The organism is Pseudomonas sp. NPDC008258 (genome assembly GCF_042956345.1).
In the GTDB taxonomy this organism is placed as follows: Bacteria; Pseudomonadota; Gammaproteobacteria; order Pseudomonadales; family Pseudomonadaceae; genus Aquipseudomonas.
In genome coordinates, this window is the sequence record NZ_JBIBGE010000007.1 from 76,055 (window position 1) to 102,846 (window position 26,792).

The 26,792-nt window shown below is 64.5% G+C and carries 23 protein-coding genes; 14 read left to right on the top strand and 9 right to left on the bottom strand.

Features of this window, described 5'->3' with window-relative positions; genetic code table 11:
- Positions 1–92 precede the first annotated feature (92 nt).
- The 5 genes from fabB to ACFY9W_RS07645 form a co-directional block, all read right to left on the bottom strand.
- Positions 93–1,313, bottom strand: coding sequence for a beta-ketoacyl-ACP synthase I (gene fabB / locus ACFY9W_RS07625; protein WP_391127930.1), 1,221 nt, complete (start codon positions 1,311–1,313; stop codon positions 93–95).
- Between the two features lie 11 nt (positions 1,314–1,324).
- Complete coding sequence (gene fabA / locus ACFY9W_RS07630; RefSeq protein WP_391127933.1) at positions 1,325–1,840, bottom strand: 3-hydroxyacyl-[acyl-carrier-protein] dehydratase FabA; 516 nt, start codon at positions 1,838–1,840, stop codon at positions 1,325–1,327.
- Between the two features lie 207 nt (positions 1,841–2,047).
- Positions 2,048–3,979: an ATP-binding protein gene (locus ACFY9W_RS07635; protein WP_391127936.1), complete on the bottom strand. Its 1,932-nt coding sequence runs from the start codon at positions 3,977–3,979 to the stop codon at positions 2,048–2,050.
- Positions 3,976–4,866: an ABC transporter substrate-binding protein gene (locus ACFY9W_RS07640; protein WP_391127939.1), complete on the bottom strand. Its 891-nt coding sequence runs from the start codon at positions 4,864–4,866 to the stop codon at positions 3,976–3,978. The genes ACFY9W_RS07635 and ACFY9W_RS07640 overlap by 4 nt, the downstream gene beginning before the upstream one ends.
- Positions 4,866–7,013 (bottom strand): TonB-dependent receptor domain-containing protein, encoded by a 2,148-nt coding sequence (locus ACFY9W_RS07645; RefSeq protein WP_391127942.1) that lies wholly within the window; start codon positions 7,011–7,013, stop codon positions 4,866–4,868. The genes ACFY9W_RS07640 and ACFY9W_RS07645 overlap by 1 nt, the downstream gene beginning before the upstream one ends.
- 240 nt (positions 7,014–7,253) lie before the next feature.
- On the opposite strand from ACFY9W_RS07645, the gene ACFY9W_RS07650 reads away from it, so the two are divergent.
- The 8 genes from ACFY9W_RS07650 (at position 7,254) to ACFY9W_RS07685 (ending at position 13,292) form a co-directional block, all read left to right on the top strand.
- A complete protein-coding gene (locus ACFY9W_RS07650; RefSeq protein ID WP_391127945.1) occupies positions 7,254–8,279 on the top strand; it encodes an NAD(P)H-dependent glycerol-3-phosphate dehydrogenase in 1,026 nt (341 codons plus the stop codon).
- 35 nt (positions 8,280–8,314) lie between these two features.
- On the top strand, positions 8,315–8,662 hold the full coding sequence (locus tag ACFY9W_RS07655) for a DUF4389 domain-containing protein (RefSeq protein ID WP_391127947.1): 348 nt from the start codon (positions 8,315–8,317) through the stop codon (positions 8,660–8,662).
- Positions 8,659–9,117 carry a phosphohistidine phosphatase SixA gene (gene sixA / locus ACFY9W_RS07660; protein ID WP_391127950.1) on the top strand — a complete coding sequence of 153 codons (459 nt, stop codon included), beginning with the start codon at positions 8,659–8,661 and terminating at the stop codon, positions 9,115–9,117. The genes ACFY9W_RS07655 and sixA overlap by 4 nt, the downstream gene beginning before the upstream one ends.
- A gap of 99 nt (positions 9,118–9,216) precedes the next feature.
- Entirely contained in the window at positions 9,217–9,603 is a 387-nt protein-coding gene (locus ACFY9W_RS07665; RefSeq protein ID WP_391127953.1) for a hypothetical protein, read from the top strand.
- 92 nt (positions 9,604–9,695) lie between these two features.
- Complete coding sequence (locus tag ACFY9W_RS07670) at positions 9,696–10,484, top strand: alpha/beta fold hydrolase (RefSeq protein WP_391127956.1); 789 nt, start codon at positions 9,696–9,698, stop codon at positions 10,482–10,484.
- On the top strand, positions 10,481–11,335 hold the full coding sequence (locus ACFY9W_RS07675) for an alpha/beta fold hydrolase (protein WP_391127959.1): 855 nt from the start codon (positions 10,481–10,483) through the stop codon (positions 11,333–11,335). Before ACFY9W_RS07670 ends, ACFY9W_RS07675 begins: the two co-directional genes overlap by 4 nt.
- 109 nt (positions 11,336–11,444) lie before the next feature.
- Positions 11,445–12,239 carry a DUF4892 domain-containing protein gene (locus ACFY9W_RS07680; RefSeq protein WP_391127962.1) on the top strand — a complete coding sequence of 265 codons (795 nt, stop codon included), beginning with the start codon at positions 11,445–11,447 and terminating at the stop codon, positions 12,237–12,239.
- A 12-nt stretch (positions 12,240–12,251) separates the two neighbouring features.
- Positions 12,252–13,292, top strand: coding sequence for an AI-2E family transporter (locus tag ACFY9W_RS07685; RefSeq protein WP_391127965.1), 1,041 nt, complete (start codon positions 12,252–12,254; stop codon positions 13,290–13,292).
- A 233-nt stretch (positions 13,293–13,525) separates the two neighbouring features.
- Here ACFY9W_RS07685 and ACFY9W_RS07690 read toward each other — a convergent pair whose 3' ends face one another.
- The 3 genes from ACFY9W_RS07690 to ACFY9W_RS07700 all read right to left on the bottom strand — a co-directional run bounded on the left by ACFY9W_RS07690 (position 13,526) and on the right by ACFY9W_RS07700 (position 17,560).
- Complete coding sequence (locus tag ACFY9W_RS07690; RefSeq protein ID WP_391127968.1) at positions 13,526–15,940, bottom strand: TonB-dependent siderophore receptor; 2,415 nt, start codon at positions 15,938–15,940, stop codon at positions 13,526–13,528.
- Between the two features lie 96 nt (positions 15,941–16,036).
- Positions 16,037–17,008 (bottom strand): FecR domain-containing protein, encoded by a 972-nt coding sequence (locus ACFY9W_RS07695; protein WP_391127971.1) that lies wholly within the window; start codon positions 17,006–17,008, stop codon positions 16,037–16,039.
- 54 nt (positions 17,009–17,062) lie between these two features.
- Complete coding sequence (locus tag ACFY9W_RS07700) at positions 17,063–17,560, bottom strand: sigma-70 family RNA polymerase sigma factor (RefSeq protein WP_391127973.1); 498 nt, start codon at positions 17,558–17,560, stop codon at positions 17,063–17,065.
- Positions 17,561–17,876: 316 nt separating this feature from the next.
- Here ACFY9W_RS07700 and kdpF point away from each other — a divergent pair, with 316 nt between their 5' ends.
- From kdpF to ACFY9W_RS07730, 6 genes are all read left to right on the top strand, one after another.
- Complete coding sequence (gene kdpF, locus ACFY9W_RS07705) at positions 17,877–17,966, top strand: K(+)-transporting ATPase subunit F (RefSeq protein ID WP_003251485.1); 90 nt, start codon at positions 17,877–17,879, stop codon at positions 17,964–17,966.
- Between the two features lie 9 nt (positions 17,967–17,975).
- Positions 17,976–19,670 carry a potassium-transporting ATPase subunit KdpA gene (gene kdpA, locus ACFY9W_RS07710; RefSeq protein WP_391127977.1) on the top strand — a complete coding sequence of 565 codons (1,695 nt, stop codon included), beginning with the start codon at positions 17,976–17,978 and terminating at the stop codon, positions 19,668–19,670.
- Positions 19,671–19,679: 9 nt separating this feature from the next.
- Complete coding sequence (kdpB, locus tag ACFY9W_RS07715; RefSeq protein ID WP_391127980.1) at positions 19,680–21,734, top strand: potassium-transporting ATPase subunit KdpB; 2,055 nt, start codon at positions 19,680–19,682, stop codon at positions 21,732–21,734.
- A 10-nt stretch (positions 21,735–21,744) separates the two neighbouring features.
- Positions 21,745–22,296 (top strand): potassium-transporting ATPase subunit KdpC, encoded by a 552-nt coding sequence (gene kdpC / locus ACFY9W_RS07720; protein ID WP_391127983.1) that lies wholly within the window; start codon positions 21,745–21,747, stop codon positions 22,294–22,296.
- A gap of 157 nt (positions 22,297–22,453) precedes the next feature.
- On the top strand, positions 22,454–25,114 hold the full coding sequence (locus ACFY9W_RS07725) for a DUF4118 domain-containing protein (protein WP_391127986.1): 2,661 nt from the start codon (positions 22,454–22,456) through the stop codon (positions 25,112–25,114).
- A complete protein-coding gene (locus ACFY9W_RS07730) occupies positions 25,111–25,806 on the top strand; it encodes a response regulator (RefSeq protein WP_391127989.1) in 696 nt (231 codons plus the stop codon). The genes ACFY9W_RS07725 and ACFY9W_RS07730 overlap by 4 nt, the downstream gene beginning before the upstream one ends.
- Before the next feature lie 77 nt (positions 25,807–25,883).
- Here the strand turns inward: ACFY9W_RS07730 and ACFY9W_RS07735 are convergent, their stop codons facing one another.
- Positions 25,884–26,789, bottom strand: a complete 906-nt coding sequence (locus ACFY9W_RS07735; protein WP_391127992.1) for a LysR substrate-binding domain-containing protein — start codon at positions 26,787–26,789, stop codon at positions 25,884–25,886.
- Between the last annotated feature and the right edge of the window lie 3 nt (positions 26,790–26,792).

A 26,792-nucleotide genomic window follows, 5' to 3' on the forward strand; every position in this document is an offset into this window, starting at 1 on the left:
GAGCTGGCTTGCCGGCGATAGGGCCAGCACAGGCAACACAAATAAAAACGCCCCGAACCAGTCGGGGCGTTTTCGATTACCGCATCAGCGAATCACTTGCCTTCCCAGCGCTTGAGCACCAGGGTGGCGTTGGTGCCGCCAAAGCCGAAGCTGTTGCTCATGACCGTGTCGATCTTGGCGTTTTCTTCGGTTTTAAGCTGGATCGGCAGGTCAGCGACTTCCGGGTCCAGTTCGTCGATGTTGGCGGAGCCGGCGATGAAGTTGTTTTCCATCATCAGCAGGCAGTAGATCGCTTCGTGCACGCCAGCGGCGCCCAGCGAGTGGCCGGACAGGCTCTTGGTCGAGCTGATCTTCGGTGCCTTGTCGCCGAATACTGCGCGAACGCCCTTGATCTCGGCAACGTCACCGACCGGGGTCGAGGTGCCGTGGGTGTTCAGGTAGTCGATCGGGGTGTCGACGGTGGACAGTGCCTGCTGCATGCAGCGGATGGCACCTTCGCCGCTCGGGGCAACCATGTCGTAACCGTCGGAAGTGGCACCGTAGCCAACGATTTCGGCGTAGATCTTGGCGCCACGGGCCAGGGCGTGTTCCAGTTCCTCGACCACTACCATGCCACCACCACCCGCGATGACGAAGCCATCACGGTCGGCGTCGTAGGCGCGCGAGGCCAGTTCCGGGGTTTCGTTGCGCTTGGTCGACAGGGCGCCCATGGCATCGAACAGGAACGACTGGCTCCAGTGCTCTTCTTCACCGCCACCGGCGAAGACGATGTCCTGCTTGCCCCACTGGATCTGCTCCAGGGCGGTGCCGATGCAGTGTGCCGAGGTGGCGCAGGCCGACGAGATCGAGTAGTTGATACCCTTGATCTTGAACGGGGTGGCCAGGCACGCCGAAACGGTGCTGCCCATGGTGCGGGTTACGCGGTATGGGCCGACGCGCTTGACGCCTTTCTCACGCAGGGTGTCCAGCGCTTCCATCTGGTTCAGGGTCGAGGCGCCGCCGGAGCCGGCTACCAGGCCGGTGCGCGGGTTGGAAACCTGCTCTTCGGTCAGGCCAGCGTCCTTGATCGCGTCCTGCATGGCCAGGTAGGCGTAAGCAGCAGCGTGACCGACGAAGCGGTAGACCTTGCGGTCGATCAGTTCTTCGAGGTTGAGGTCGATGGACCCGGAAACCTGGCTACGCAGCCCCATTTCCTTGTATTCCGGGTTGAAGCGGATACCCGGACGGCTGTTGCGCAGGTTTTCGGTGACGGTAGCTTTGTCATTGCCCAGGCACGATACGATGCCCAGACCAGTGATAACGACGCGGCGCATGCGAATAACCCTTAGAAATTGTCAGTGGAGGTGAACACGCCGACCCGCAGGCCTTCGGCGGTGTAGATCTCGCGGCCGTCGACGCTGACCGAGCCATCGGCGATGGCCATGTTCAGCTTGCCCTTCAGGACGCGCTTGATCTGAATGTTGTAAGTGACTTTCTTGGCAACCGGCAATACCTGGCCAAAGAATTTCACTTCGCCCGAACCCAGGGCGCGACCGCGGCCCGGCAGGCCTTGCCAGCCGAGGAAGAAACCTACCAGCTGCCACATGGCATCGAGGCCCAGGCAGCCCGGCATTACCGGGTCGCCTTCGAAGTGGCAGGCAAAGAACCACAGGTCCGGGGTGATATCCAGCTCGGCGACCAATTCACCTTTGCCGTACTTGCCGCCTTCTTCGCTGATATGGGTGATGCGATCGACCATCAGCATGTTCGGCGCGGGCAGTTGCGCATTACCTGGGCCGAACAGCTCACCGCGACTGCAGCGCAGCAGGTCTTCCCGAGTAAAGGCGTGTTGTTTGGTCATGCGAGCTCCTCAATAACCCCCTGTGGCAGGGGATGAATCTTCCCGGCCGTCCCGAAAAGCAAAAGCTTTGGGGCGGCAGCCTACAGGTAGACTATTGCGTTGTGGTGAAAGTCACAGCGCACCTGGCGAAAGAAGTACAGGTGTGCACTGAAACGTCTATTTTCAGGTCCGACGACGGTCCTGTCCAGTCCTTAAGACTGCCGCACTTTAGCATTTATCGCCAGTCGCGGTTGTCCGACCGGGTAGCCAGCGCTGCAACACTTGCTGCAGTTCGGTGCGGCGCAAGGGTTTGCTCAGGTAGTCATCCATGCCGGCGGCGATGCAACGCTCGCGGTCGCCCTGCAAGGCGTTGGCGGTCAGGGCGATGATCGGTAACCCGGCGCCGTTGGCCAGCTGGCGGATACGCCGGGTCGCCTCATAGCCGTCCAGGTGTGGCAGGCGACAGTCCATCAGCACGGCAGCGAAGCGCTGGCGGCTGACAAGGTCCACTGCCTCAAGGCCATCTTCCGCCGTGCATACCGCCAGGCCCAGGCTGCGAAGCATGGCTTCAATGACGCTCTGGTTGACCGGATTGTCCTCTACCAGGAGCACCTGGTCGCTGCCGGGCATGGTCGTAGCCTTGTGGGTTGGCAAGGCCGGCGGGCTGGGTGGAGGGCCGGCCAGGGCCAGGGGCATCTCGAGGGTAAACGTGGAGCCAAGGCCCGCGCGGCTTTCACCGCGAAGCTTGCCGCCCATGCGTTCGGCCAGGGTGCGGGCAATCGACAGGCCCAGCCCGGTGCCGCCATAACGGCGGGAGATGGAGCTGTCGGCCTGCTGGAAGGCGACAAACATCATTTCCAGGCGGTCGCTGTCGATGCCGATACCGGTATCGCGCACGCTGCAGGTCAGCCAGATCAACTGCCGGTCGAGCACCTGCCAGCGCGCCTCCACCTGTACCTGGCCACGCTCGGTGAACTTCAGTGCGTTGCCGACCAGGTTCAGCAGGATCTGGCGTATGCGCGTGGGGTCGCCGTTCACTTGCAACGGCTCGATGCCGGCTGGCAGTTGCAGGTGCAAGTCCAGGCCGCGTTGCTGGGCACTGTGCTGGAACGACTGGACGCTGCTGGTTATCAGGTCGCCCAGGTTGAAGTCGATGTATTCCAGTTGCAGCGCGGCGCGCTCGATGCGCGAGAAATCGAGGATGTCGTTGATGACTTTCAGCAAATGCCCGGTGGATTCGCTGGCTACGGCGGTGTATTCGGCCTGCTCGCTGCTCAGCGGTGTGGTTTCCAGCAGTTGCAGCATGCCGAGCACGCCATTCATCGGCGTGCGCAACTCGTGGCTCATCATTGCCAGGAAGTCCGATTTTGCGCGGTTGGCCTGCTCGGCCTCCTCGCGGGCCTGGATCAGCTCGGCGATGGCCTGCTTCTGTTCATCGCTGGCCTGCTCCAGGGCGCTGGCCAGGTTGTTGATGTGGCTCGCCAGGTGGCCCAGCTCGCTGTCATCCACCACGGGCAGCGGGGTGTTGTATTCGCCTTGTTGAATGGCCTTGACTGCATGGCCCATGTCGCTGATGGGCTTGGCCAGGCTCAGGGCCAGGCGGCGCGCCAGCAGGAAGGTGAACAGCAAGGCAAACAGGGCCAGGATGCCGGCCTTGATCACGATTTCCTGCTGGCGCTGGCTGAAGGCGTCATCGGACATGCCGACGATCACCCGGCCCAGGTAGTCATCGCCGATGGCAGGTGTGGTGGCTTTGCCCTGCTGCAGGAAGTCGCTGTCCAGGCGAATCTGCTGCAGGCGGATGGGCGCCTGGAACACTTCGACGCGCTGCGCACGGTTGGCGCTTTCATCGGACTGCTCGACGTACACCAGGATGTGGTTGCGGCTGTCCTGCACTTCGAGGAAGCGCACGTGGGGGATGCTGAGGGTCGCCCGCATCAGGCCTTCAAGCACTTCGTTGTTGCCCGAAATCACGCCGTATTCCGAGGCCGGAGCCAGCTGGTTGGCGATCAATTGCCCGGTATGGTTGAGTTCCTGGCGCAAGTCCTGGATACGCACGAAGGTAAAGAAGCTGATCAGCAGCAGGGTCAGCAGCAGGGCAGGGCCGAGGCTGATGATCTGGGTGCGGGTGTGGATGTCCCAGCTCAGGCGCTTGCTCATGGGGTGGGTTCTCCTTCGGCCAGGGCCTTGGCGGCGGCGTTCGGATCGATCGGTTCCAGGCCCAGGGCGCGGGCTACCTGTTGGTTGCCGCTGACCCCGTAGTGTGCCGGGTACAGGCTGCGCGGCCAGCGCGCAGGGGGTTGGTCGAGTAACTGGTCGAGCACCGCCAGCCAGTCATCCTGGTCGCTGTAGGTGCTGGCCAGCGCACCGGCGCGCACGAAGCCGGCGTTTGGGCCGATCAGTGCCATTTGCCGGCCATAGCTGCTCAACAGCAGGTTCTTTGCCGTCTTGGAGTTGTACAAGTCGGGGTCGTCCAGGCCCAGCAACACATCGCTGTTGCCCAGCAGGTGCTGCAGGGGCCGGCTGTCACGCAGGTCGGGCCAGTCCTGGGCAATGATCTCCAGGCCTAGCGGGCGGGCCGCATGGCGCAGCTCTTCAAGCAGGAAGGCACTGTGTTCGCCGTACAGCACACCAATGCGCTGTGCCTGTGGCAACAGGTAACGCGCCAGGCGCAATTGCCGGCCCAGCGGCGCGTCGCTCCACAGCAGGGTGAGGAACGCGGGGCGCGACTTTCCCAGGCGCTGTTCAGCCTGTACCCGGCTGACCCGCATGACCAGGGCCGGCGGGCCGGCGTTTTCACCCAGGCGCCACTCCAGCGCGGCATTGTCGAGCAGAATCAGGCGCTGGTCGGCCTTGAGCTTGCCGGGGCGGGGCAGGTCGGCGATGGCCTGGAAATGTACGTGATCGTGCGGTCGACGGTTTTCGAGTGCGGCGACGAAGCTGCGGATGCCGGGCTGGTCCTCGGCGCCTACCAGCAGAATCTCGCTGGCAGACAGCGGCCCCAGCGGCCACAGGCACAGCAACAACAGGCGCAGCAGCAGGGCCATCAGAACTCCAGCTCCGCGCTGACACTGAAGCGGTGGCGGCTGTCGTAAAGGTTCTGTACGTAGGTGGTCGGCTCATCGTCCAGCCGCTGCTGCCACAGCGCTGCCAGCTCCAGATTGCTGCCCTGCACCCGAAAACGCTTGGCCACGCGCAGGTCCACGCGCTCGTAGCGGTACTGGTTGAGCGCATCGTCGCCGTAGTAGAACAGCGCGCTCGACCAGCCCTCGCCCCATTCGCGCATCCAGCCGGCCGAGCCGCTGTTGCGGGCAGTGAGGCGGCTGTCGTTGGGGTTGCTGGCCCAGGCGTCGACGTAGGCGTAGGTCAGGCGCAGCCGGTCACGCAGGGTGGGGCGCCAGTCCAGTTGCGCCTCGCTGCCACTGAACCTGGCCTTGTTTGCGTTGCTGGCGATGTACTGGTTGTTCTTCAGGGGCTCGCTGATCATTCCGGTGATCTCGTCGTAGAACAGCTTCACATCCATGCTCAGGTCGATGTCGCTGAAGTAACCGTTGTAGCCCAGCTCGCGCGAGCGCATGCGCTCCTGGTCGAGGTCGCCCGGGCCGCGGGTCTTGACGAAGTATTGGCCGTTTTGCAGCCCGAATGCATTGGGGGTCAGGTTCTTGACCGTATAACTCCAGTTGATGTTGTTCTCGAACATGTCGGGTGAGCGCACCGCCTCGGAGTACACCGCACGCAGGCCGTGGCGCGGGGTGATCAGGTAGTTGACCGCAACACGCGGGGTCAGCGAGCTGCCGGACAGGCGCGAGTCTTCGAACATTGTTCCACCCTGCAGGATCCAGTGCTCGTCGGCGCGCCACTCCAGCTGGCCGAACAGGCGCCATGTCTGGTCGTCGATGCTGCCGTTGAAATAGGTCTGCGAGTCGGCACGATCATAGCGGTAGTTCATGCCGCTGAGCAGGCGCAGGCTGTCGGTCAGGCTCAGGGTGTCCTGGATTTCGAGGTCATAACGGGTTTCGCGGGTGCTCTGGTCAACGTCGCCGCACACCTGCTGCTTGCCACCGTTTTCCCATTGCTGCTGCACCTTCTGCAAAAGCCCACCCAGCACGGGGTCACTGGTCGAAAGGGGGGCGCCGGTAGCAATGCCTCGCGCCACTTTTTCGGCGAAGTCAGGGTTCAGTTGCCAGATCTGGGTCAATTCCGGGCTGAATGACTGCAAGGCGTCACACGCACGCCACACTTGCTGGCGGTCGAAGTGCTGCGCAGAGCCCTGGATATAAAGGCTGTGCTCGGAACTGAAATCCTTGGTCCAGCGCAACGAACCGGCATAGTCCTTGGCATTAACGTCCGCGTTGTTACCGGCCTCGTACCTGGCGAATACCGGTTGATAGGTATAGGGCCGCTGGTTGCTGCCTTCCTTTGCTGCCAGCTGCCATTCCAGGGTCTGGTCGGCCGCCAGGTTGTGGCTGGCGCTGAGGTTGAAACGGGTCAGTCGGCGGCTGTCGCGGTAATCCTGGCCGAACTGGTCGTGGTCAAAACCGTCGTCCTGTTGGCCAGACAGCGACAGGCGCATGTCGCCGCCGTCCCAGCCGAAGCCGTGGCTGGCATAGAAGTCGTTGATGCCATCCTGGCCGCGGGTCACTTTCATCCGTGTGCCATGGCTGTCGGCGGGGTTGCGGGTGAGGATGTTGACCACTGCCATCAGCGCGTTGGCGCCGTAGCTGACCGTGTTGGGGCCGCGAAACACTTCGATGCGCTCGATGTCTTCCATGGCCAGGGGAATATCGCTCCAGTCCACCGTGGCCAGGCCGGCACGGTACACCGAGCGGCCATCGATCAGTACCTGCATGCGCCGCGCTTCGCTGGCGTTGCTGCCGTGGTAGTTCACCGTGGGCTGGTTGCCGGCGCTGTAGCCGATCATCATGCCCGGCACCAGGCGCAGCAGTTCGGGGATGTCGCGAGCGCCGCTGGCGCGGATCAGGTCGCTGTCGAGCACCGTCATGCTGCCCGGGACGGCCGCCGGGGATTGTTTGAGGCGCGTGGCAGTCAGAACCTGCGGCAGGTCGCTGTTGTCGATGAACAGATCGTCGGCCATGGCTGGGCCACCGAGCAGGGCGGTCAGTATGAGCAGGCGCGGGAACGGGGGCGTGCCAGGGAACACGGGGCGGCCTTGTATCAGGATTGAAACAGGCATGGTAACTGACCTTGGGGGTTTTGCCAGCGATGTGAAGTGTTTTGCAGCGTGTCTGTCTTGACGCATTTATGGGGGCGGAAACCGAGCGCCGCCCGCGCGGCGCATCGCGAGCAAGCTCGCTCCTACATTTGTTGCAACGTGGCCATGACAGTGTCATCTGCATCGCTAGCCTTGGCGCATGGCAGGCGAGCCGTATAATGGCGGTGTCGCCACTTAACTTTTGGCTTTAACGGATTGGATATGACTGAACAGCAACCTGTTGCAGTTCTGGGGGGCGGCAGCTTCGGCACCGCCGTGGCGAACCTGCTGGCAGAAAACGGTATGCCGGTGCGCCAATGGATGCGCGACCCGGCGCAGGCCGAGGCCATGCGGGTCAATCGCGAGAACCCGCGCTACCTCAAAGGCATCCGCCTGCATGATGGCGTGGAACCGGTCAATGACCTGCTGGCCACCTTGCAGGCCAGCGAACTGATTTTCGTCGCCCTGCCATCCAGCGCCCTGCGCAGTGTGCTGGCCCCCCACGCCGAGCTGTTGCGCGGCAAGGGCCTGGTCAGCCTGACCAAGGGTATCGAGGCGCAAAGCTTCAAGCTGATGAGCCAGATCCTTGAAGAGATCGCCCCCGAGGCCCGCATTGGCGTGCTGTCGGGGCCCAACCTGGCCCGTGAGATTGCCGAGCACGCGCTCACCGCTACCGTGGTCGCCAGCGAGGACGAAAAACTCTGCCAGCAAGTGCAGGCCGTGCTGCACGGCCGTACGTTCCGTGTCTACGCCAGTACTGACCGCTTCGGCGTCGAACTGGGCGGGGCGCTGAAGAACGTATACGCCATCATCGCCGGCATGGCCGTGGCGCTGGGCATGGGCGAGAACACCAAGAGCATGCTGATTACCCGCGCCCTGGCCGAGATGACCCGTTTTGCCGTCAGCCAGGGGGCCAACCCCATGACCTTCCTGGGCCTGGCCGGCGTTGGTGACCTGATCGTTACCTGCTCTTCACCCAAGAGCCGCAATTACCAGGTGGGCCATGCCCTGGGCCAGGGCCTGAGCCTGGAACAGGCGGTCAGCCGCCTGGGCGAGGTGGCCGAAGGCGTCAACACAATCAAGGTGCTCAAGGCCAAGGCCCAGGAAGTGCAGGTTTACATGCCGCTGGTAGCGGGCCTGCATGCCATCCTGTTCGAAGGCCGCACGTTGAACCAGGTCATCGAGCACCTGATGCGCGCCGAGCCCAAGACCGATGTCGATTTCATTTCCATCAGCGGTTTCAACTGAGCCCTTGGCGGCTCTGACACAGCAAGGAGCAACACATGAACGATACGCCCGAACGCGCCCAGCGCGAGTCGATCATCCTGCGGGTCCTGTGGATGCTGGTGTTCCTGGTGGTCTGGCAACTGGCCGAATTGCTGCTCGGTGGCTTGGTGCTGGTACAGCTGATCTACCGCCTGATCTATGGTGCGCCCAGCGCCAGCCTGATGAACTTCGGCGACAGCCTGAGCCAGTACCTGGCGCAGATCGGCCGCTTCGGCAGCTTCCACACTGACCAGAAGCCTTGGCCGTTTGCCGACTGGCCCGCACCGCGTGCCCCGGAAGGCGAGGCGCCGCATGCCGTGGCCCCGGCTGCGCACCCGGTGCGGGACGAGGAGCCCAAGCTGTGAAGCTGTGGGTGCTGCGCCACGGTGAAGCCGAGCCGCGAGCCAACACTGATGCCGAGCGCCGGCTGACGGCGCATGGGCGCGAGCAAGTGCTGCACAGCGCTGCACGCCTGCTTGGGCAGCCGCTGCTGGCGATTGTCGCCAGCCCCTACGTGCGCGCCCAGCAAACGGCGGCGCTGGTGCATGACACACTGGGTTTCAGCGAGCCGGTGCGTACCGTGCCCTGGCTGACCCCCGAAAGTGACGTGCAGCAGGTGATCGGCGAAATTGAACGGTTGGGGCTGGAGCATGTGCTGCTGGTCAGCCACCAGCCGCTGGTGGGCACCCTGGTCGGGTTGCTGGAGCATGGTCACCAGCAACAGCCGGCAGCCATGAGCACCGCCAGCCTGGCGGAGCTTGAAGGGGATTGGCCACTGGCCGGGTTGATGACCCTCAATGGGATCAGTTATCCAACTTGAAACCCTGAAACCGGCAAGGCAACTGGCATTTTTGTCAGTTGCCGCAGTAGATGGCCCCTTGCTAGCGTTGCCCGAAAGGCACAAAGCAGGGAGCGGCGTATGAAGGGTGTTATGGGGGAGCTGTTGAGCTCCATGGATCTGCAGCCCACCCTGGACATGGTCGAGCAAGGCATTGCACTGGACTTTGCCCGATACAGCCTGCTGCGAGACTCGGCCGATGCCAAGCTCTACAGCCTGATGAAAACGGTCAACACCAGCAGCGTGCTGAACGCTGCTGACAGAGAGAACAGCCTGCAGGACTTGCTTGTCCTTCAGGATGCCTGCCTGCAGGTGTCCCGCTTGCTGCAAACCAGCTGCCTGGCCCTGCGCCGCTTGCAGCTTGACTACACGGAGCAGCGTCAGGCCCGCGAAGCGCTGGAGAGCCAGCTGGGCTACGTGCAAGCCTGCCTGCATCGTTCGCTTGCCAGTTTCGACCCGTCGGCGTGACCTGATAGCCCTCGCCGATGACCTTTCCGGACATTGCCGAACGGGGCCCCGATGCCGACAATGGGCCATCATTCCCGTCCGGACCAGGCGCCATGTCGCAGCAGATCTTCTTCGCTCATGCCAACGGTTTCCCCTCGGCTACCTACGGCAAGCTGTTTGCTGCCCTGGCGCCGGACTACCAGGTGCAGCACCTGGCCCAGCACGGGCACGATCCGCGCTTTCCGGTGGACGACAACTGGCAAAGCCTGGTGGATGAACTGTTGCACCATCTGGCGCAGCAGGATGGGCCGGTATGGGGCGTGGGGCATTCGCTGGGCGGGGTGTTGCATTTGCACGCGGCCCTGCGCCGCCCGGAGTACTACCGTGGCGTGGTCATGCTTGACTCGCCGGTACTCACCCGTGCCGACCAGTGGCTGCTGCGCACGGCCAAGCGATTCGGCTTCATTGACCGCATCACCCCGGCCGGCCGCACCTTGGGGCGCCGCGAAACCTTCAGCGACCGTGACAGCGCGCGCGACTATTTTGCCGGTAAGTCACTGTTTCGCCACTTTGACCCCGAGTGCCTCGATGCCTATGTAGACCACGGCCTGCAAGCGATGGAGCAGGGGCTGCAACTGCGCTTCGATCCAGCCACCGAAATCAGCATCTACCGCAGCATCCCGCACACCAGCCCGGCGCCTGCACGGCAGTTGCAAGTGCCGCTGGCCATGGTGCGTGGCGAGCGCAGTAACGTTATCCGCCGTCACCACACCCTGGCGGTGCGTGGTATGCCCAGGGGGGAATATCACAGCGTACCTGGCGGGCACATGTTCCCGCTGGAGCGCCCGACCGACACCGCCAGCCTTATCAAGGGCCTGTTCGACCGCTGGAGCCAGGCATGAGCGCGCAGGTCGAGGAAGTCCGCCTGAGCCTTGGCCATATCGAATTGGCTGCGCACCTGTTCGGCCCCGAGGACGGGTTGCCGGTGATCGCCTTGCACGGTTGGCTGGACAACGCCAACAGCTTGGCTCGCCTGGCGCCGCAACTGAAGGGCCTGCGCATCGTCGCCCTGGACCTGGCCGGGCATGGTTACTCGGAACACCGCCCGCTCGGCGCCGGCTATGCCTTGGCCGACTACGCCCATGATGTGCTGCGTGTGGCCGAGCAACTGGGCTGGCAGCGTTTCGCCCTGCTGGGCCATTCGCTAGGTGCAATCATTTCGGTGCAACTGGCCGGCGCCTTGCCCGACCGGGTCAGCCACCTGGCGCTGATCGACGGCGTCATCCCGCCAACGGGGGCCGAGCAGGACGCAGGCGAACGCCTGGGAATGGCACTTCAGGCCCAGCTGCGGCTGGATGGCAAACGCAAGTCGGTGTACGCAACGCTGGAAGAGGGCGTATATGCCCGCATGAAGGGCATGGTGGCAGTCAGCCGCGAAGCGGCCGAGTTGCTGGCCCAGCGTGGCCTCATGCCGGTGCCCGGTGGCTACAGTTGGCGCAGCGACAGCCGCCTGACCCTGCCATCACCCGTGCGCCTGAGCGAAGCCCAGGCCATGGCCCATGTGCGCCGGGTGAATTGCCCGGCGCAACTGGTGGTGGCCGCCGACGGCATGCTGGCGCGCCACACCGGCTTGCTGGAGCAGCTACCCTTTGAGCAGGTGACGCTACCCGGTGGTCACCACCTGCACCTGAACGATGAGCAGGGCGCGGCCCTTGTCGCAGACTGTTTCAATCGCTTCTTTGGCTTTGCTTGACTTGCACCGGACAAGTGTCGAGGCTTGGCGGGTTGAACAGGGAGACAACCATGCAACTGCCAGACATCCTGGAGCTTCACTTCGGCGCAGGGCGCCGCCTGGGTCGCCAATGAGCGCGCCTGTTGCCATCCGTAATGCCGTGGCCGCTTGCCTGGTGTTCGCCAGCCCGCTGTTGTGGGCCGGCAGCCTGCCGGTACCGGTGGACGCCAAAGTGGTCGATCAACGCCCGGCCGTGGAGCAGGAGCGCATCTACCCGATGGGCCCGCTGCGCAAGATCAGCGGCCGCCTGCGGGTCGACGACAAGGTTGAAAGCCGCGGCCAGGTGAGCTCGGTCACCTACGAACTGCCCGTCGAGCGCACTGCCCGCGAAGCCTTCACCACTGCCCGTGAAGAACTGCAACGCGACGGCGGTTACCCGTTGTTCTGGTGCCAGGGCCGCGATTGCGGCGAGGCCAGCCTGTGGGCCAACGATGTGTTCGCCAATGCCCGCCTCAACGGTGGTGACGAACAACAGGCATTCATCCTGCTGCGCCGTTCGGCAGCAGAGGCCGACACGCTGGTCGCGCTGTACAGCGTTACCCGTGGCAACCGCCGCGCCTATCTGCACGTGGAAGAGTTCGTTGCCGGCAGCCCGCTGGGCGACCTGCTGCCGACCGCCGCCACGGTACTGCGCGAAATGCGCGATACCGGCAAGCTTGATTACCCCGACCTGGCCGCACCGCAAGACACCTGGGTCAGCTTGCTGGCGCGCAGCCTGAACCTCGACAGCACCCTGCGCGCCAGCCTCAGTGGGGCCCAGGCCGAGGCCTGGCGCGAGGCGCTGACCAAGGCAGGCGTGCGTAACGGCCGCCTTGAAGTGGGCAATGCGCCCACCGACGGCCTGCACCTTGAACTGATCCGTTGAACGAGCACCATCATGGTTAACAATGATCGCCTGCTGGTCCAGATTCTGCTGTTGGCGTTGCTGGGCGCCGGCCTGTGGGTGATGGCGCCGTTCATCTCGGCGCTGTTGTGGGGGGCAATCCTGGCCTTTGCCAGCTGGCCGTTGATGCGCTTGCTGACGCGTGTGCTGGGCGGGCGCGAAACACTGGCGGCCAGCCTGCTGACCACGGCCTGGATCCTCATCGTGGCGCTGCCGCTGGTGTGGCTGGGGTTCAACCTGGCCGATCATATTCGCGACGCCACGGCGTTCGTGCGTGATGTGCAGGTCGACGGCCTGCCCGACGCGCCGGCCTGGCTGGGCGGTATCCCGTTCGTTGGCGAGCGCCTGGTCAGTTGGTGGCAGTCGCTGGATCAGCAGGGTGCGGCTTTGCTGGCCTCGGTCAAGCCGTACCTGGGGCAGGTGGGCAACTGGCTGCTGGCGCGCAGTGCGCAGATCGGCAGTGGTGTGCTGGAACTGACCCTGAGCCTGGTGTTCGTGTTCTTCTTCTACCGTGACGGGCCACGTTTGTCGGCGTTCGTGCTGCGCTTGCTGCACCGCCTGATGGGCGAGCGCGCCGAGTATTACCTGGAGCTGGTAGCCGGTACCGTGCAGCGGGTGGTCAACGGGGTGATCGGCACGGCGGCCGCGCAGGGCCTGCTGGCGCTGATCGGCTTCCTGATCGCTGGTGTGCCGGGGGCCATCGTGCTGGGCCTGGTAACCTTCATGCTCAGCCTGATCCCCATGGGCCCGCCACTGGTGTGGATCCCGGCCACCGCTTGGCTGGTGTGGCAGGGCGAGTACGGCATGGCGGTGTTCCTGGGTATCTGGGGCACCTTCGTCATCAGCGGCGTGGACAACGTGCTGAAACCGTACCTGATCAGCCGCGGCGGCAACCTGCCGCTGGTGATCGTGTTGCTTGGGGTGTTCGGCGGGCTGCTCGCCTTTGGCTTCATTGGCCTGTTCATCGGCCCGACCTTGCTGGCGGTGGGTTACAGCCTGTTGCTGGACTGGAGCCGCAACGCCGCGCAACCGTAACCCCGCCCATCACGTCTGCATCTTCGCATTCGGTGTGGGAGCCGCGCTTGCCGGCGATGGGCTGCGGAGCGGCCCCAAAGTCTCAAGTCAAACATTATCGGTCAGTTTTATGTCGCCTGCATTGGGGCTGCTTCGCAGCCCATCGCCGGCAAGCGCGGCTCCCACAGAGTGAACTTGCCGGGGCGCCGGACAGGTCGGACGGGCTGCGGAGCAGCCCTACGGCAACACGCTGCTCAGTACTTCCAGGTTACCGATGCGGTGAGGTTGCGGGGCGCACCGTAGTTGGTGGAGCCCGCCGACTGGTACAGCGACAGCAGATATTTGCGGTCAAATACGTTGTTCAGGTTCAACGACGCACTCCAGTGTTCGTCGAATTCGTAGCTGCCCATCAGGTCGGCCAGCGCATAGGCCTGCTGGCGTACCCGGCTGTTGCCATCGGCCTGCGTTGCACTTTGCCATTGAACGCGCGTGCCGATACGGGCCTGGGGCAGGCTCGGCAGGCGCCAGGTGACACTGCCACGCAGGCTGTGGCTTGGCACATAGCGGCGCGTCTTGTTGCCGTCATCATCCTCGATGTGCACATAGGTGTAGCCAGCGGCCAGGTCCAACCCAGGCATGGCTTCGCCCGACGCCTCCAGCTCCACACCATGGCTCTTGTTGTCCTCACCGCGGTAGGCGTACTGGCCATTGATGATTTCGCCAGTGGTCACCGCCACATTCTGCTGCTCGGTCTTGAACAGGGCGGCGCTGACGGTCAGGCGATCTTCCAGCAGGCTGCCTTTGATGCCTACTTCAGTGCTTTTGCCTTCCAGCGGCTCGATCACACCCCCGGCGCTGCTGCGCAGGTACTGTGGCTTGAAGATCTCGGTCCAGCTGGCATACAGGCTCCATTGCCCATTCAGGTCATACACCAGCCCGGTGTAGGGGGTGACCTTGCCGTGCACCCGGGTATCGTGGGCCGAACCGTAACCCATGCCTTCACCATCGGCACTGAGCATACGGGCACCGGCAATCCAGTGCAGGTCATCGGCCAGGCTGAAACGCGCACCGGCATACAGGCTTTTCTGGCGGTCGGTGAAGTGCTGGGTATTGAGTTCGTCGGTGTAGGTCAGCGGTGGTTTCACCACGGCGCCGGCCAGTGCATCGGCGAGGCTGACGATTTCGCTTCCGGAACTGTTGCGGTAATGACCGCGTTCATCGTGGCGACTACGGCCGTAGTTGGCGCCGAGGGTCAGCTCATGTTGACGCCCGAACAGGGCGAAGGGGCCTGACAACTGCGCTTCACCAATGAGTTGGTGTTCGCTGCTGGTGGTGCGGTTGATGTAGGCGAACACGTCATCGGCCGTGAAGGGGATGGCGTACAGCATCTGGGTATCCTGATGCTGGTTGACCCCGGTTACGGTGACCTTGCCTTGCCAACCTTCACCAAAGTCATGGGCCAGTTCCGCGAAAGCCCGTTGCGTGTGGATATTCCAGTAGGTCCAGGGCTGGCCGATACTCGCGCTGCGGCTGCTGTAGTGGATCGGGTTACCTTGGTAATCTGCCATCGGCAACGCACCCCAGGTACTGCCGTTGGCGTCGCTCTTCTGTTCGGAAAAGCCCACGGTCAGGGTATTGGCGTCGCTCAAGTCGAAATCCAGCAGGCCAGCCATGACGTTCAGTTCGTGGCTGTAGCGGTCCAGGTACGAGTTGCCTTTGTCATGGGCATAGATGAAGCGCCCACGTACGTTGCCGCTGTTGGTCAGCGGGCCGCTGACATCGACGTCTGCGCGGCGGCTGTCCCATGCCCCGATGCTGGTGCCGATCCTGGCCTGGAAGGTATCGGTCGGCCTTTTACGCACGAAGTTGACGGTTGCCGACGGGTTGCCCGCGCCGCTCATCAGGCCGTTGGCACCGTGCAGCACATCGATCTGTTCGAATTCGGCAAGGTCCTGGTCGCCCAACATCACACCGGACGAAAATGGCATGCCCATGCCGTCGTACTCGAAGTTGTCGATGGTGAAGCCGCGCGACGTAAAGGCTGTACGGTCGGTTTCGAACTGCTCGACGGTGACGGTGGGGGCGTTGCGCAGCGCGTCTTTCACGCTGTTGAGCTTGAAGTCGTCGAGCTGTTCGCGGGTAACCGACGATATTGCCTGCGGGGTTTCCCGGTTGCTCAGGCCCAGGCGCGTGGTGCTGGAAGCAGGCCTTGCCTGGTAGCTACGGCTTTGGCTGTCGGCGGCCAGTTGATATTGCACCTGTGTGGGGGCCAGGGTTACCTCACGGTCGGCGCCTTGCGTCTCGCTGGGCAACAGGTACAGGGTGGCGGCATCAGTGCGGGCAAAATTGAAGCCGCTGCCTTGCAGCAACCTGGCCAGGCCGTCTTCGGCCGAGTAACTGCCGACCACTGCCGTGCTGCGCAGGGTGGCATCGACGTTGCCGTCCAGCAGTACGTTCTGACCGGTTTGCTGGCTGAATACCAACAGGGCCTGGCGCAGGGGCTGGGCCGGGATGTTCAGCGACAGCCTGTGCGCGCTTGCGGCCGGTTGGCCGGGGGCAGCCGGTGCCTGTGCCGCGCCGGCCAGCAAGGCACAGGCCATTGCTGCGCTCAGCACGCTGCGCTGCCAGCGTGGCTGGAAAGTGGTGTGTGGGTTGTGTCGCGTTACCATTCGGTGTGCCCCATGCAAGTGCAGATATGCGAATAACTCTCAGTGCCGTTAAGACGCATGAAGCATTTGAATGCCTGATGGGGCGTAGAATTATTTTCAGGCAGCGGGGTAGAGCAGGGTAACCAGCTCGGTGTAGCGCGCCGTGCGCACGGCCAGCGCCCGGGACAGCACGTCGAGCATCTGCTCGGGTTGTTCCAGGTTGAGGATCAGGCTCACCCGCCGGGCCGCCAGTTGCTTGTCCATGATGAAAATGCGCCCTTCACGCCAGCGCTGCAGTTCCTCGACCACTGATTGCAGCGGTTCGTTGAAGAACACCAGGCGCCCGCTGCGCCAGGCCAGTACCTGCTCCAGTTCGGCGCGCTGGATGTCCCCGGTTGCGCGCGGGCTGAAACGCAGCGCCAGGCCTTCGTCCAGCTCGGTCTGCTGGGTGGCTGCCAGCACCTGAACGCGATGGCGGTGCACCGCTACCTGCGCGGCATCAGCGTGGCACGACAAGGAGAACTCGGCTTCGCTACAGCGCACTTCACCCGCCCGGCTGACCACGGCGAACGGGCCGGCACTGCTGGGGCGCACCATGAAAAACGCCTGCCCCTGCAGTAACTCGACAACACGGCGGGTTGGCGAGAAATCCAGGTTCATCGCTGTGTGCCCGGCCATCTCCACGGTCGAGCCATCTGGCAGGCGGGCGATGCGGCGCTCACCCACCGCCGTGCTCAGGTCGGCGAAGGGGGTGTCCATGCCTTTGAGCCAGAAAAGCCCGGCACTTGCGCTGGCTACTGCGGCGCTGGCAGCCAGGCCCATGCCGACGAATCGGCGGCGTGACAGCCGTGCGGGAGCCGGCGTTGCAACTGCGGCGGGCGGTATCAGCAACGCCGACGCTGCCCACAGGTTCTCCAGTTCGGCGTAGGCTTGGGCATGGCGCACATCCGCCGCCATCCACGCCGCCCAGGCCTCGCGCTGCTCCGCAGTGGGGGTGGCACCATGAAACAGCGCGAACCACGCGCTGGCCTGATGATCGATGTCATCGGCGGGCGTGGCAGGGTCGGTAAATGGCGGTTCGCGATTCATCGGTTCAACGTTTCACAGGCAGCGCAGGAGTGGTGCATTGTGGCAGGCCGGCGGTCACCGGGACATGCCTTGTTTCAACAGTTCCAGGGCCTTGACCATGCGGCTGTAGGCGGTCTTGGGGGAAATCCCCAGGCGGGCGCCGATGTCGACATAGGTCATGCCTTCGACCCGCACCATCAGGAACACTTCGCGGCAGGGCTCGGGCATGTTCTGGATCACGGTGTTCAAGGCAGCCAGTTGCTGGTTGGCGATGGCGGCCTGTTCCAGGTTTGCGCTTGGCTGCGCTACAGCGCTGGCCTCGGGCGAATCCAGTGGCTCGCTCTTGCGGTGCTGTTGACGGCGGGTGTGGTCGATGAACAGGTTGCGCGCGCTGGAGAACAGGTAGGCGCGGAAGTTGTCGATACGGCTGCGGCCCATCTGCTCGGAAAGGCGGATGAACGCGTCCTGGGTCAGGTCGGCGGCGGTTTCCTTGCAGCGCAGGCGACGGTCCAGGTACTCCTGAATCTCTTCGCGGTGGGCGAGATAGAGTGCCTTCAGATCTGAACCGGACATGGGCCACCTTGGCGGACGAGCGAGCGAGGGCGGCAAAATACCACAAATGAGAATTGTTTTGATTGATGCGGTTGTTTTTCCTGTACTGGCCTCTTCGCGGGCACGCCCGCTCCCACAGGTACAGCACAGTATTCAATGCCGGTGCTGTACTTGTGGGAGCGGGCGTGCCCGCGAAGAGGCCAGTACAGAAAACCTGAAACCCTGATCTTTACGCATTCTTTATACCCACCCCCATCCCCCGATCTCGCCCCTTTACGCCCCTCCCTCGGACAATTTCCCCAAAGCGGCCCAAGCCGCACCACGGGGAGAACCACTCATGAACATGCTCGACGGGCTGTCACTGCTGCTGGCAGTGGCCTTGGCGTTTTACTTGCTGGTGGCGCTGCTGCGCGCCGATCGCAGCTAGGGAGCGGCCATGCACAGTTACGATTTCGCCTTGCTTCTGGCGTTCTTCGCCATCGTGCTGCTACCGGCACCTTGGCTCGGGCGGTTCTACTTCAAGGTCATGGAAGGCCAGCGCACCTGGCTGTCGCCTGTGTTGGGCCCGGTCGAGCTGGCCTGCTACCGGCTGGCGGGCGTTAACGCCAGCCAAGAGCAGAGCTGGCGGCAATACACGCTGGCCTTGCTGGCCTTCAACCTGGCCGGGTTCCTGTTGCTGTTCGCCGTGCTGCTGTTGCAGGGCTACCTGCCGCTCAACCCGCAGCACTTGCCAGGCCAGGAGTGGTCGCTGGCGTTCAACACCGCGGTCAGCTTCGTGACCAACACCAACTGGCAGGCCTACAGCGGTGAAGCGTCGGTCAGTTACTTCAGCCAGATGCTCGGCCTGACCGTGCAGAACTTTGTCAGCGCTGCCACCGGCCTGGCCGTGCTGGTTGCGTTGTGCCGCGGCATTGCCCGGCGCAGTGCAACGACGCTGGGTAACTTCTGGGTCGACATGACCCGTGCCACGCTCTACGGCTTGTTGCCGCTGTGCGTGCTGCTGGCGCTGTTGCTGGTGTGGCAGGGCGTGCCGCAGACCTTTGCCGACTATGCCCATGCGCTGACCTTGCAAGGGGCTGACCAGACCATCCCGCTGGGCCCGGCCGCCAGCCAGATCGCCATCAAGCAGCTGGGCACCAACGGTGGTGGCTTCTTCGGCGTCAACTCGGCGCACCCGTTTGAAAACCCCACGGCCTGGAGCAACCTGTTCGAGGTGGCGTCGATCATCCTCATTCCGGTGGCGCTGGTGTTCACCTTCGGCCACTACGTGAAGGACCTGCGCCAGAGCCGCGCCATCCTCGCCTGCATGCTCGCCCTGTTCCTGGTGGGTGGCAGCACTGCGTTGTGGTCGGAATACCAGCCTAACCCCACGCTCGAAAGCACCCAGGTGCAGCAGGCCGCCCCCATGGAGGGCAAGGAAAGCCGCTTCGGCACAACCGGTTCGGTGTTGTGGACAGTGACCACGACCGCGGCCTCGAATGGTTCGGTCAACGCCATGCACGACAGCCTCAACCCGCTGACCGGCATGGTGGCGATGGTCAACATGATGGTGGGCGAGGTGATCTTTGGCGGAGTCGGTGCCGGCCTCTACGGCATGCTGCTGTTCGTGCTGATTGCTGTGTTCCTGGCCGGGTTGATGATTGGCCGCACCCCGGAATACCTGGGCAAGAAGTTGCAAGCCCGCGAGGTGCAGTTGCTGGTGGCAACCCTGCTGGTGATGCCGGTCGGCGTACTGGTGCTTGGCGCCATCGCCGCCAGCCTGCCAGGCCCGGCGAGTGCGGTCAGCAACCCGGGGGCGCATGGCTTCAGCCAGTTGCTGTACGCCTACACCTCGGGCACTGCCAACAACGGCTCGGCGTTTGCCGGGTTCGGCGCCAACACGGTGTTCCACAACGTGATGATCGGCCTGGCGATGCTCATCGGCCGCTTTGGCTACATCCTGCCAATCCTGGCCTTGGCCGGCAGCCTGGCAGCGAAGAAAAGCGCGCCGCAGGGGCAGAACAGCTTCCCCACCCACGGCCCGCTGTTCACCGGCCTGCTACTGGTGACCATCCTGCTGGTGGGTGGCCTGACCTTCCTGCCGACCCTGGCCTTGGGGCCAATCGCTGAACACTTGAGCCTGGGTTTCTGAGGACTGACCATGAACATGCCCATTCCTGAAGTAAAAGCGCGGCATACCGCCAAGGACCAGACCCGCTTCGCCGCGCTATGGCGCCCGGCGCTGGTGCAGGCGTTCGTGAAACTTGACCCGCGCCAGCTCAAGCGCTCGCCGGTGATGCTGGTGGTGGCCCTTACTGCGGTGCTGACCACGGTGCTGTGCTTCTCCCCCGGCAGTGGCGTGAGCACCGGGGTTGCCGTGCAGATCGCCCTGTGGCTGTGGTTTACCGTACTGTTCGCCAACTTTGCCGAAGCCTTGGCCGAGGGCCGTGGGAAAGCGCGTGCAGACAGCCTGAAGGCTGGCAGCCAGGGCCTGACTGCCCAGCGCCGCAAGCGTGATGGTAGCTACGAGACGGTTGCGGCCAGCGCGTTGCGCAAGGATGACGTGGTGCTTGTGGTAGCTGGCGAGATGATCCCCGGTGACGGCGAGGTACTGGAAGGTATCGCGGCCGTTAACGAAGCCGCCATTACCGGTGAATCTGCGCCCGTGATCCGTGAGTCCGGTGGCGACCGCTCAGCCGTAACCGGCAATACGCGGCTGGTCTCCGACTGGCTGCTGATCCGCATCACCAGCAACCCGGGTGAGTCCACCCTCGACCGTATGATCGCCCTGGTCGAGGGTGCCAAGCGGCAGAAGACCCCGAACGAGATCGCCCTCGACATCCTGCTGATCGGTTTGACACTGATCTTCCTGATCGTGGTGGTGACCTTGCAGCCGTTCGCCCACTTCGTCGGTGGCAGCCTGCCGCTGATCTTCCTGGCTGCATTGCTGGTGACGCTGATCCCCACCACCATCGGCGGCCTGCTGTCGGCCATCGGTATTGCCGGTATGGACCGGCTGGTGCGGTTGAATGTGATCGCTCGTTCAGGTCGGGCGGTTGAAGCCGCGGGTGACGTGCACACGCTGATGCTCGACAAGACCGGCACCATCACCTTTGGCAACCGCCGTTGCAGTGCGTTGCATGCGGCACCGGGCATTACTGCCAGGGAACTGGGGGAGGGCGCCTTGCTGGCCTCGCTGGCGGATGACACCGCCGAAGGCAAGTCGATTGTCGAGTACCTGCGCCAGCTGCACGACTTTATCGAGCCCGCTGCCGGGCAGTTCGAAGCCGTGGCCTTCAGCGCCGAGACCCGGTTGTCGGGCATCGACTTCCAGCAGCACCGCTATCGCAAGGGGGCCGTCGATGCGGTGCTGGCATTCGTCGGCATGCAGCGTCTGGAAATGCCCCCGGCGCTGGCCCGCGAAGTGGAGCGCATTGCCCAGAGTGGTGGCACGCCGCTGCTGGTGTGCACCGACAAGCGCCTGCTTGGCGTGATCCACCTCAAGGATGTGGTCAAGCCTGGCATCCGTGAGCGCTTTGCCGAGTTGCGCAAACTGGGCATCCGCACGGTGATGGTGACCGGCGACAACCCACTGACCGCCGCCGCCATCGCGGCCGAAGCGGGGGTGGATGATGTGCTGGCCGAGGCCACGCCCGAGAAGAAACTGGCGCGTATTCGCCAGGAGCAGAACGACGGGCGCTTGGTGGCCATGTGCGGCGACGGCGCCAACGACGCTCCGGCCCTGGCCCAGGCGGACGTGGGCATGGCCATGAACGACGGTACCCAGGCTGCACGCGAGGCGGCCAACATGGTCGACCTGGACAGCGACCCGACCAAGTTGCTGGACGTGGTACAGGTCGGCAAGGAGCTGCTGGTCACCCGCGGCGCGTTGACCACGTTCTCTATCGCCAACGATGTGGCCAAGTATTTCGCCATCCTGCCGGCGCTGTTTGCCGCGATCTACCCGCAGCTGGGCGTGCTCAACCTGATGCACCTGGCCAGCCCGCAGAGCGCGATCCTGTCGGCCATCGTGTTCAACGCGCTGATCATTATCGTGCTGATCCCGCTGGCACTGCGTGGCGTGCGGGTGCAGGCGGCCAGTGCGGCGCACCTGTTGCGGCGCAACCTGCTGATCTACGGGCTGGGCGGCATCGTGGTGCCGTTTGCCGGGATCAAGCTGATCGACCTGCTGCTCAACGCCCTGAACCTGGTCTGAGGAGGCCGCCATGAATGCTTATGTACGCCCGGCGTTGAGCCTGGCCCTGCTGATGACGCTGGTGACCGGCGTGTTGTATCCGCTGGCGGTGACGGGCATTGCCCAGGTCGCGTTCCCCGAGCAGGCCAATGGCAGCCTGGTGCGCGATGACCAGGGCCAGGTGCGGGGTTCGGCACTGATCGCGCAGGAATTCAAAGGTGATGGCTGGTTCCATTCACGGCTTTCGGCCGGCGCCTACGCCACCGTGGCGAGCAGTGCCAGCAACCTGTCGCCGAGCAACCCGGCGCTGGCGGAGCGGGTCAAGGGTGATGCGGCTGCGCTTTACCAGGCGCAGCTGGGGCCGGTGCCGCAGGCGTTGCTGACGACCTCGGGCAGCGGCCTTGACCCGCAGCTTCCACCCGAAGCTGTGGCCTACCAGATCCCGCGGGTGGCGGCGGCGCGGCAACTGCCGGCAGAGCGCTTGCAAGCCTTGCTGGAAGAGGCCACCCTCCATCCATTGATCGGCCCGCCAGTGGTCAATGTGCTGGCGCTGAACCGGGCGCTTGAGCGACTGAGCCACTGATATTGGGGCCGCTCTGCGGCCCTTCGCGGGCACGCCCGCTCCCACAGGTACAGCGCCATGTTCGAAGGGGGCGCTGTACCTGTGGGAGCGGGCGTGCCCGCGAAGGCCTGCAAAGCAGGCCCTTTGGTCGACCGTTGCAAATTCTGAAGGATGAAACATGAGTGACTCCGCCCGCGCCGACGCGCTGTTGGCCACCCTCCCACGCACGGGCCGGGGCCGGTTGAAAGTGTTCCTCGGCGCCGCCCCCGGGGTCGGCAAGACCTTCGCCATGCTCCAGGCCGCCCACACGCAGCAACGCCAGGGCGTGCAAGTGCTGGCCGGGGTTGTCGAAACCCACGGCCGCGCCGAAACCGAAGCGTTGCTCGGCGGCCTTCAGCAGCAGCCCCTGCTGCGTAGCCAGTATCGTGGCGTCACGCTCGAAGAAATGGACCTCGACGGCCTGCTCAAGGCAGCACCGGCCTTGGTCCTGGTCGACGAACTGGCCCATACCAATGCCCCCGGCAGCCGCCATGCCAAGCGCTGGCAGGACGTACAGGAGCTGCTGGCCGCGGGCATCGACGTCTACACCACGGTCAACGTCCAGCACCTGGAAAGCCTCAACGACAAGGTGCGCGACATTACCGGCGTGCTGGTGCGCGAAACCCTGCCGGACTGGGTATTGCAGGAAGCTTTCGAGCTGGTGCTGATCGACCTGCCGCCGCGCGAGCTGCTGGAACGGCTGCGCGAAGGCAAGGTGTACGTGCCAGAGCAGGCGCGGGCCGCGATCGACGCGTACTTCTCACAAACCAACCTGACCGCCCTGCGCGAGCTGGCCATGCAGACCGCTGCCGCCCAGGTGGATGCCGACCTGGCCCACGGCTATCGCCAGCGCGGCCAGGAGGCCCCGGCCTTGCGTGGCCGGTTGCTGGTTGGCGTTGATGGTGACGACCAAGCCGAGCGCCTGGTGCGTCATGCCAGCCGCGTAGCCCAGCGCCGCCACCTGCCCTGGAGCCTGGTGCATGTGGACAACGGCCGCCTGCGTGACGAAACCGCACGCCATCGTTTGCAGGCTGCGCAGCAACTGGCCGAGCGCCTGGGTGGGGAAGTGGTGCTGCTGCGTGCCGGCGAAGTGGCGCGCACCTTGATCCAGCATGCCGCCGAACGGCGGGCCAGCCTGGTGTTGGTGGGGCAGTCCCGCGACCGCCTGCGTCGGCGCTTGTTCGGTGCCGGTGTGGCCGCGCGGCTGTTGCGTGAAAGCCATGGCCTGGAAATCAACGTGCTGGACCGCGATGTGCAGCCCCAGGCGCCGCGTTCGGCGGTGCGGCGGGTGTGGGTATGGCGGCATTACCTGCTGGCGCTGCTGGCCACCGTCATGGCGGCGGGGCTGTCCTGGGCGGTGTCGAGTGTGCTGGCACTGCCCAACATCTCGCTGGTGTTCCTGGCAGCGGTGTTGCTGGTGGCGGTACGCAGCAGCCTGGGGCCAGCGCTGGCCTGCGCCGCGCTGTCGTTTCTTACCTACGATTTCCTGTTCATCCCGCCCAATTTCTCGTTCAGCATCCAGCGCGAAGAAGACGTGCTGACGTTGGTGTTCTTCCTGCTGATGGCTGCGCTCACCGGCAACCTGGCTGCCCGCCAGCGCCGGCAGTTGCAGGCGCTGCGCGAGACGCAGGCACAAACCAGCCAGTTGCTCGACCTGTCACGCCGGCTGACGGTGGCCACCGACCGCCAGGCCGTCTTCAATGCCGCCGGCCAGCATCTGGATGGCTGGCAGGATATGCAGGTGTGCCTGCTGGAGCGCAACGCCGAAGGCCAGCTGCACGTGGCCAGTGGTGAAGCCCACGCCTTTAGCGACAACGAACGCGCCGCCGCGCAATGGGCCTGGCAGCATGGCCAGGCCGCCGGGCATGGCAGTGACACCCTACCCAATGGCCGCTGGTGGTGGTGGCCGCTGGCGGTAGACGAACAACCCCTGGCGCTGCTCGGTGTTCGCCCGCGTTCCGGTCAGCCGCTAAGCGACCCGCGCCGGCGCCTGCTCACCGCCCTTGGCCAGCCGCTGGCACAAGCGTTGGCCCGCGCCCGCCTGGCCGAGCAACTGGAGGCCGCACGGCTGCATGGCGAAACCGAGCAGTTGCGCAGTGCCTTGCTGGCGTCCGTTTCCCACGACTTGCGCACCCCGTTGACCGCCATGCGTGGCAGTATCGACAGCTTGCTGGCGTTGGGCGACGCCATCCCGCCGGAAGACCGCCGCGAGCTGTTGGAAGGCACCCGCAACGAAGCCGAGCGCCTCGACCGCTACATCCAGAACCTGCTGGACATGACCCGCCTGGGCCACGGCGGCCTCAAGCTGGCGCGCGACTGGGTGGCGCCGGGCGACATCGTCGGCAGTGCGCTCAACCGCCTGCGCGTAGTACTCGCCCCGTTGCGCGTGCACACTGATGTGCCGGCCGAGCTGCCGCTGCTGTTCGTGCATGCAGCGCTGATTGAACAGGCGCTGGTCAATGTGCTGGAAAACGCGGCACGCTTCTCGCCGGCAAATGGCCGGCTTGAGCTGCACGTATCGGTGCAGGACATGCAGTTGCGTCTTGCCGTCCTTGACCAAGGCCCTGGCATTCCGGTGGCCGACCGCGAGAAGATCTTCGACATGTTCTACACCGCCGCCCGTGGTGACCGGGGCGGGCAGGGCACTGGCCTGGGCCTGGCCATCTGCCAGGGTATGATCGGCGCCCATGGCGGGCAGATCCTGGTAGGCGAAGGCATTGATGGCCAGGGCACCGGCATCACTCTATGCTTGCCGCTGCCCCCTCAACCTGAAGCCGAAAGCGAAACCGAAACCCCATGAGCCAGTCCGCCACCCTGTTGGTCATCGACGATGAACCGCAGATCCGCAAGTTCCTGCGCATCAGCCTGGCCTCGCAGGGCTACAAGGTGATCGAAGCCGCTACCGGTGAAGAGGGGCTGGCCCAGGCGGCACTGGGCAAGCCGGACTTGGTGGTGCTCGACCTGGGCCTGCCGGACATGGATGGCCAGCAGGTGCTGCGGGAGCTGCGCGAGTGGAGTGCGGTGCCTGTGATGGTGCTGTCGGTCCGCGCCAGTGAAGTGCAGAAGGTGGATGCGCTGGATGGCGGGGCGAACGACTACGTGACCAAGCCGTTTGGCATTCAGGAGTTTCTGGCAAGGGTGCGGGCCTTGCTGCGCCAGGTACCGCAGGCCGGTGGTTCGGAAGTGGCGGCCAGCTTCGGGCCGCTGACGGTGGACTTTGCCTTTCGCCGGGTGACGCTGGAAGGCGTCGAGGTGGCGCTGACGCGCAAGGAATATGCGTTACTGGCGATGTTGGCCGGGCACTCGGGGCGGGTGATTACCCAACAGCAGTTGCTCAAGGACATCTGGGGGCCGACCCATGTGGAAGACACCCATTACTTGCGGATTGTGGTCGGGCACCTGCGCCAGAAACTGGGTGATGACCCCACCGCGCCTCGGTTCATCATTACCGAGGCGGGCGTGGGGTACAGGTTGGTGGCGCCGGCCGTTTGATATGGATCCACGCCGACCCTGTGGGAGCGTGGTTACCCGCGAATCATTGGTTTGCTCGAAGAGTAGTCGGGTTTCGCTCAGGACCTCGGGGATTCTGTTTCGAAGCATTGACGCATCACGTCCAGGTAGCGCCTTGCCCCCAGGCCAAGCGGCCGCGACTTGATCCAGATGATGTCCACCCACAGCCGCAGGCGGCTGGCCATGTTGTCGAAGCGCACCTCGGCCAGTGCGCCCGAGGCAATCAGCGGCTCCACCAGTGGCTGCGGCAGGTAAGCCCAGCCCAGGCCGGACTGCACCAGGTCCAGCGTGGCCAGGTAGCTGTCGGTCAGCCAGATGCGTCGCGACAGCACCATGCGCGGGTCAGACCCGGTGGCCTTGCCCGAGGCCACGATGATCTGCCGCTGTTCGGCAAAGGCCTCTTCAGGCAATGGCGTGCCGCTGTTTTGCCCGGCGGGGTGGCGGGGGGAGGCAACGGCCACCAGCAACTGGCTGCCGGCTTCCAGGAATGACTCACGCTCGTCGATGCCGGGCCGCTCGAACACCAGCGCCAGTTGCACGCTACCTTCATGCAACAGGCGCACAGCTTCGGTCTGCGTGGCCGAACGCACTTCGATTTCCAGGCTAGGGAACTCCTGGGCGAGGATTTCCAGTGGCTTGCTCCAGCGGCCGGTTTGCAATTCGGGCGCCATGGCGATGGTCAGGCGCTTTTCCAGGCCTTTGTGCAGTTGCAGGGCCTGCGCGTCCAGCAGGTTGAGCTGGCAGATCACCTGCCTGGCCTGCGGTTCCAGGGCCAGTGCGGCGCTGGTGGGCAAGGCCTTGCGTGTGGCCCGGTCGAACAGCACCAGGTCCAGTTCTGCTTCGAGCTGGGCAACTGCCATGCTCACGGCCGAGGGTACACGGCCCAGCTTGCGCGCAGCGGCCGAGAACGACCCGGCATCAAGCACGGCGAGGAAGATTGCCAGGGAGTCGCTGGAAAAGGCCATTGT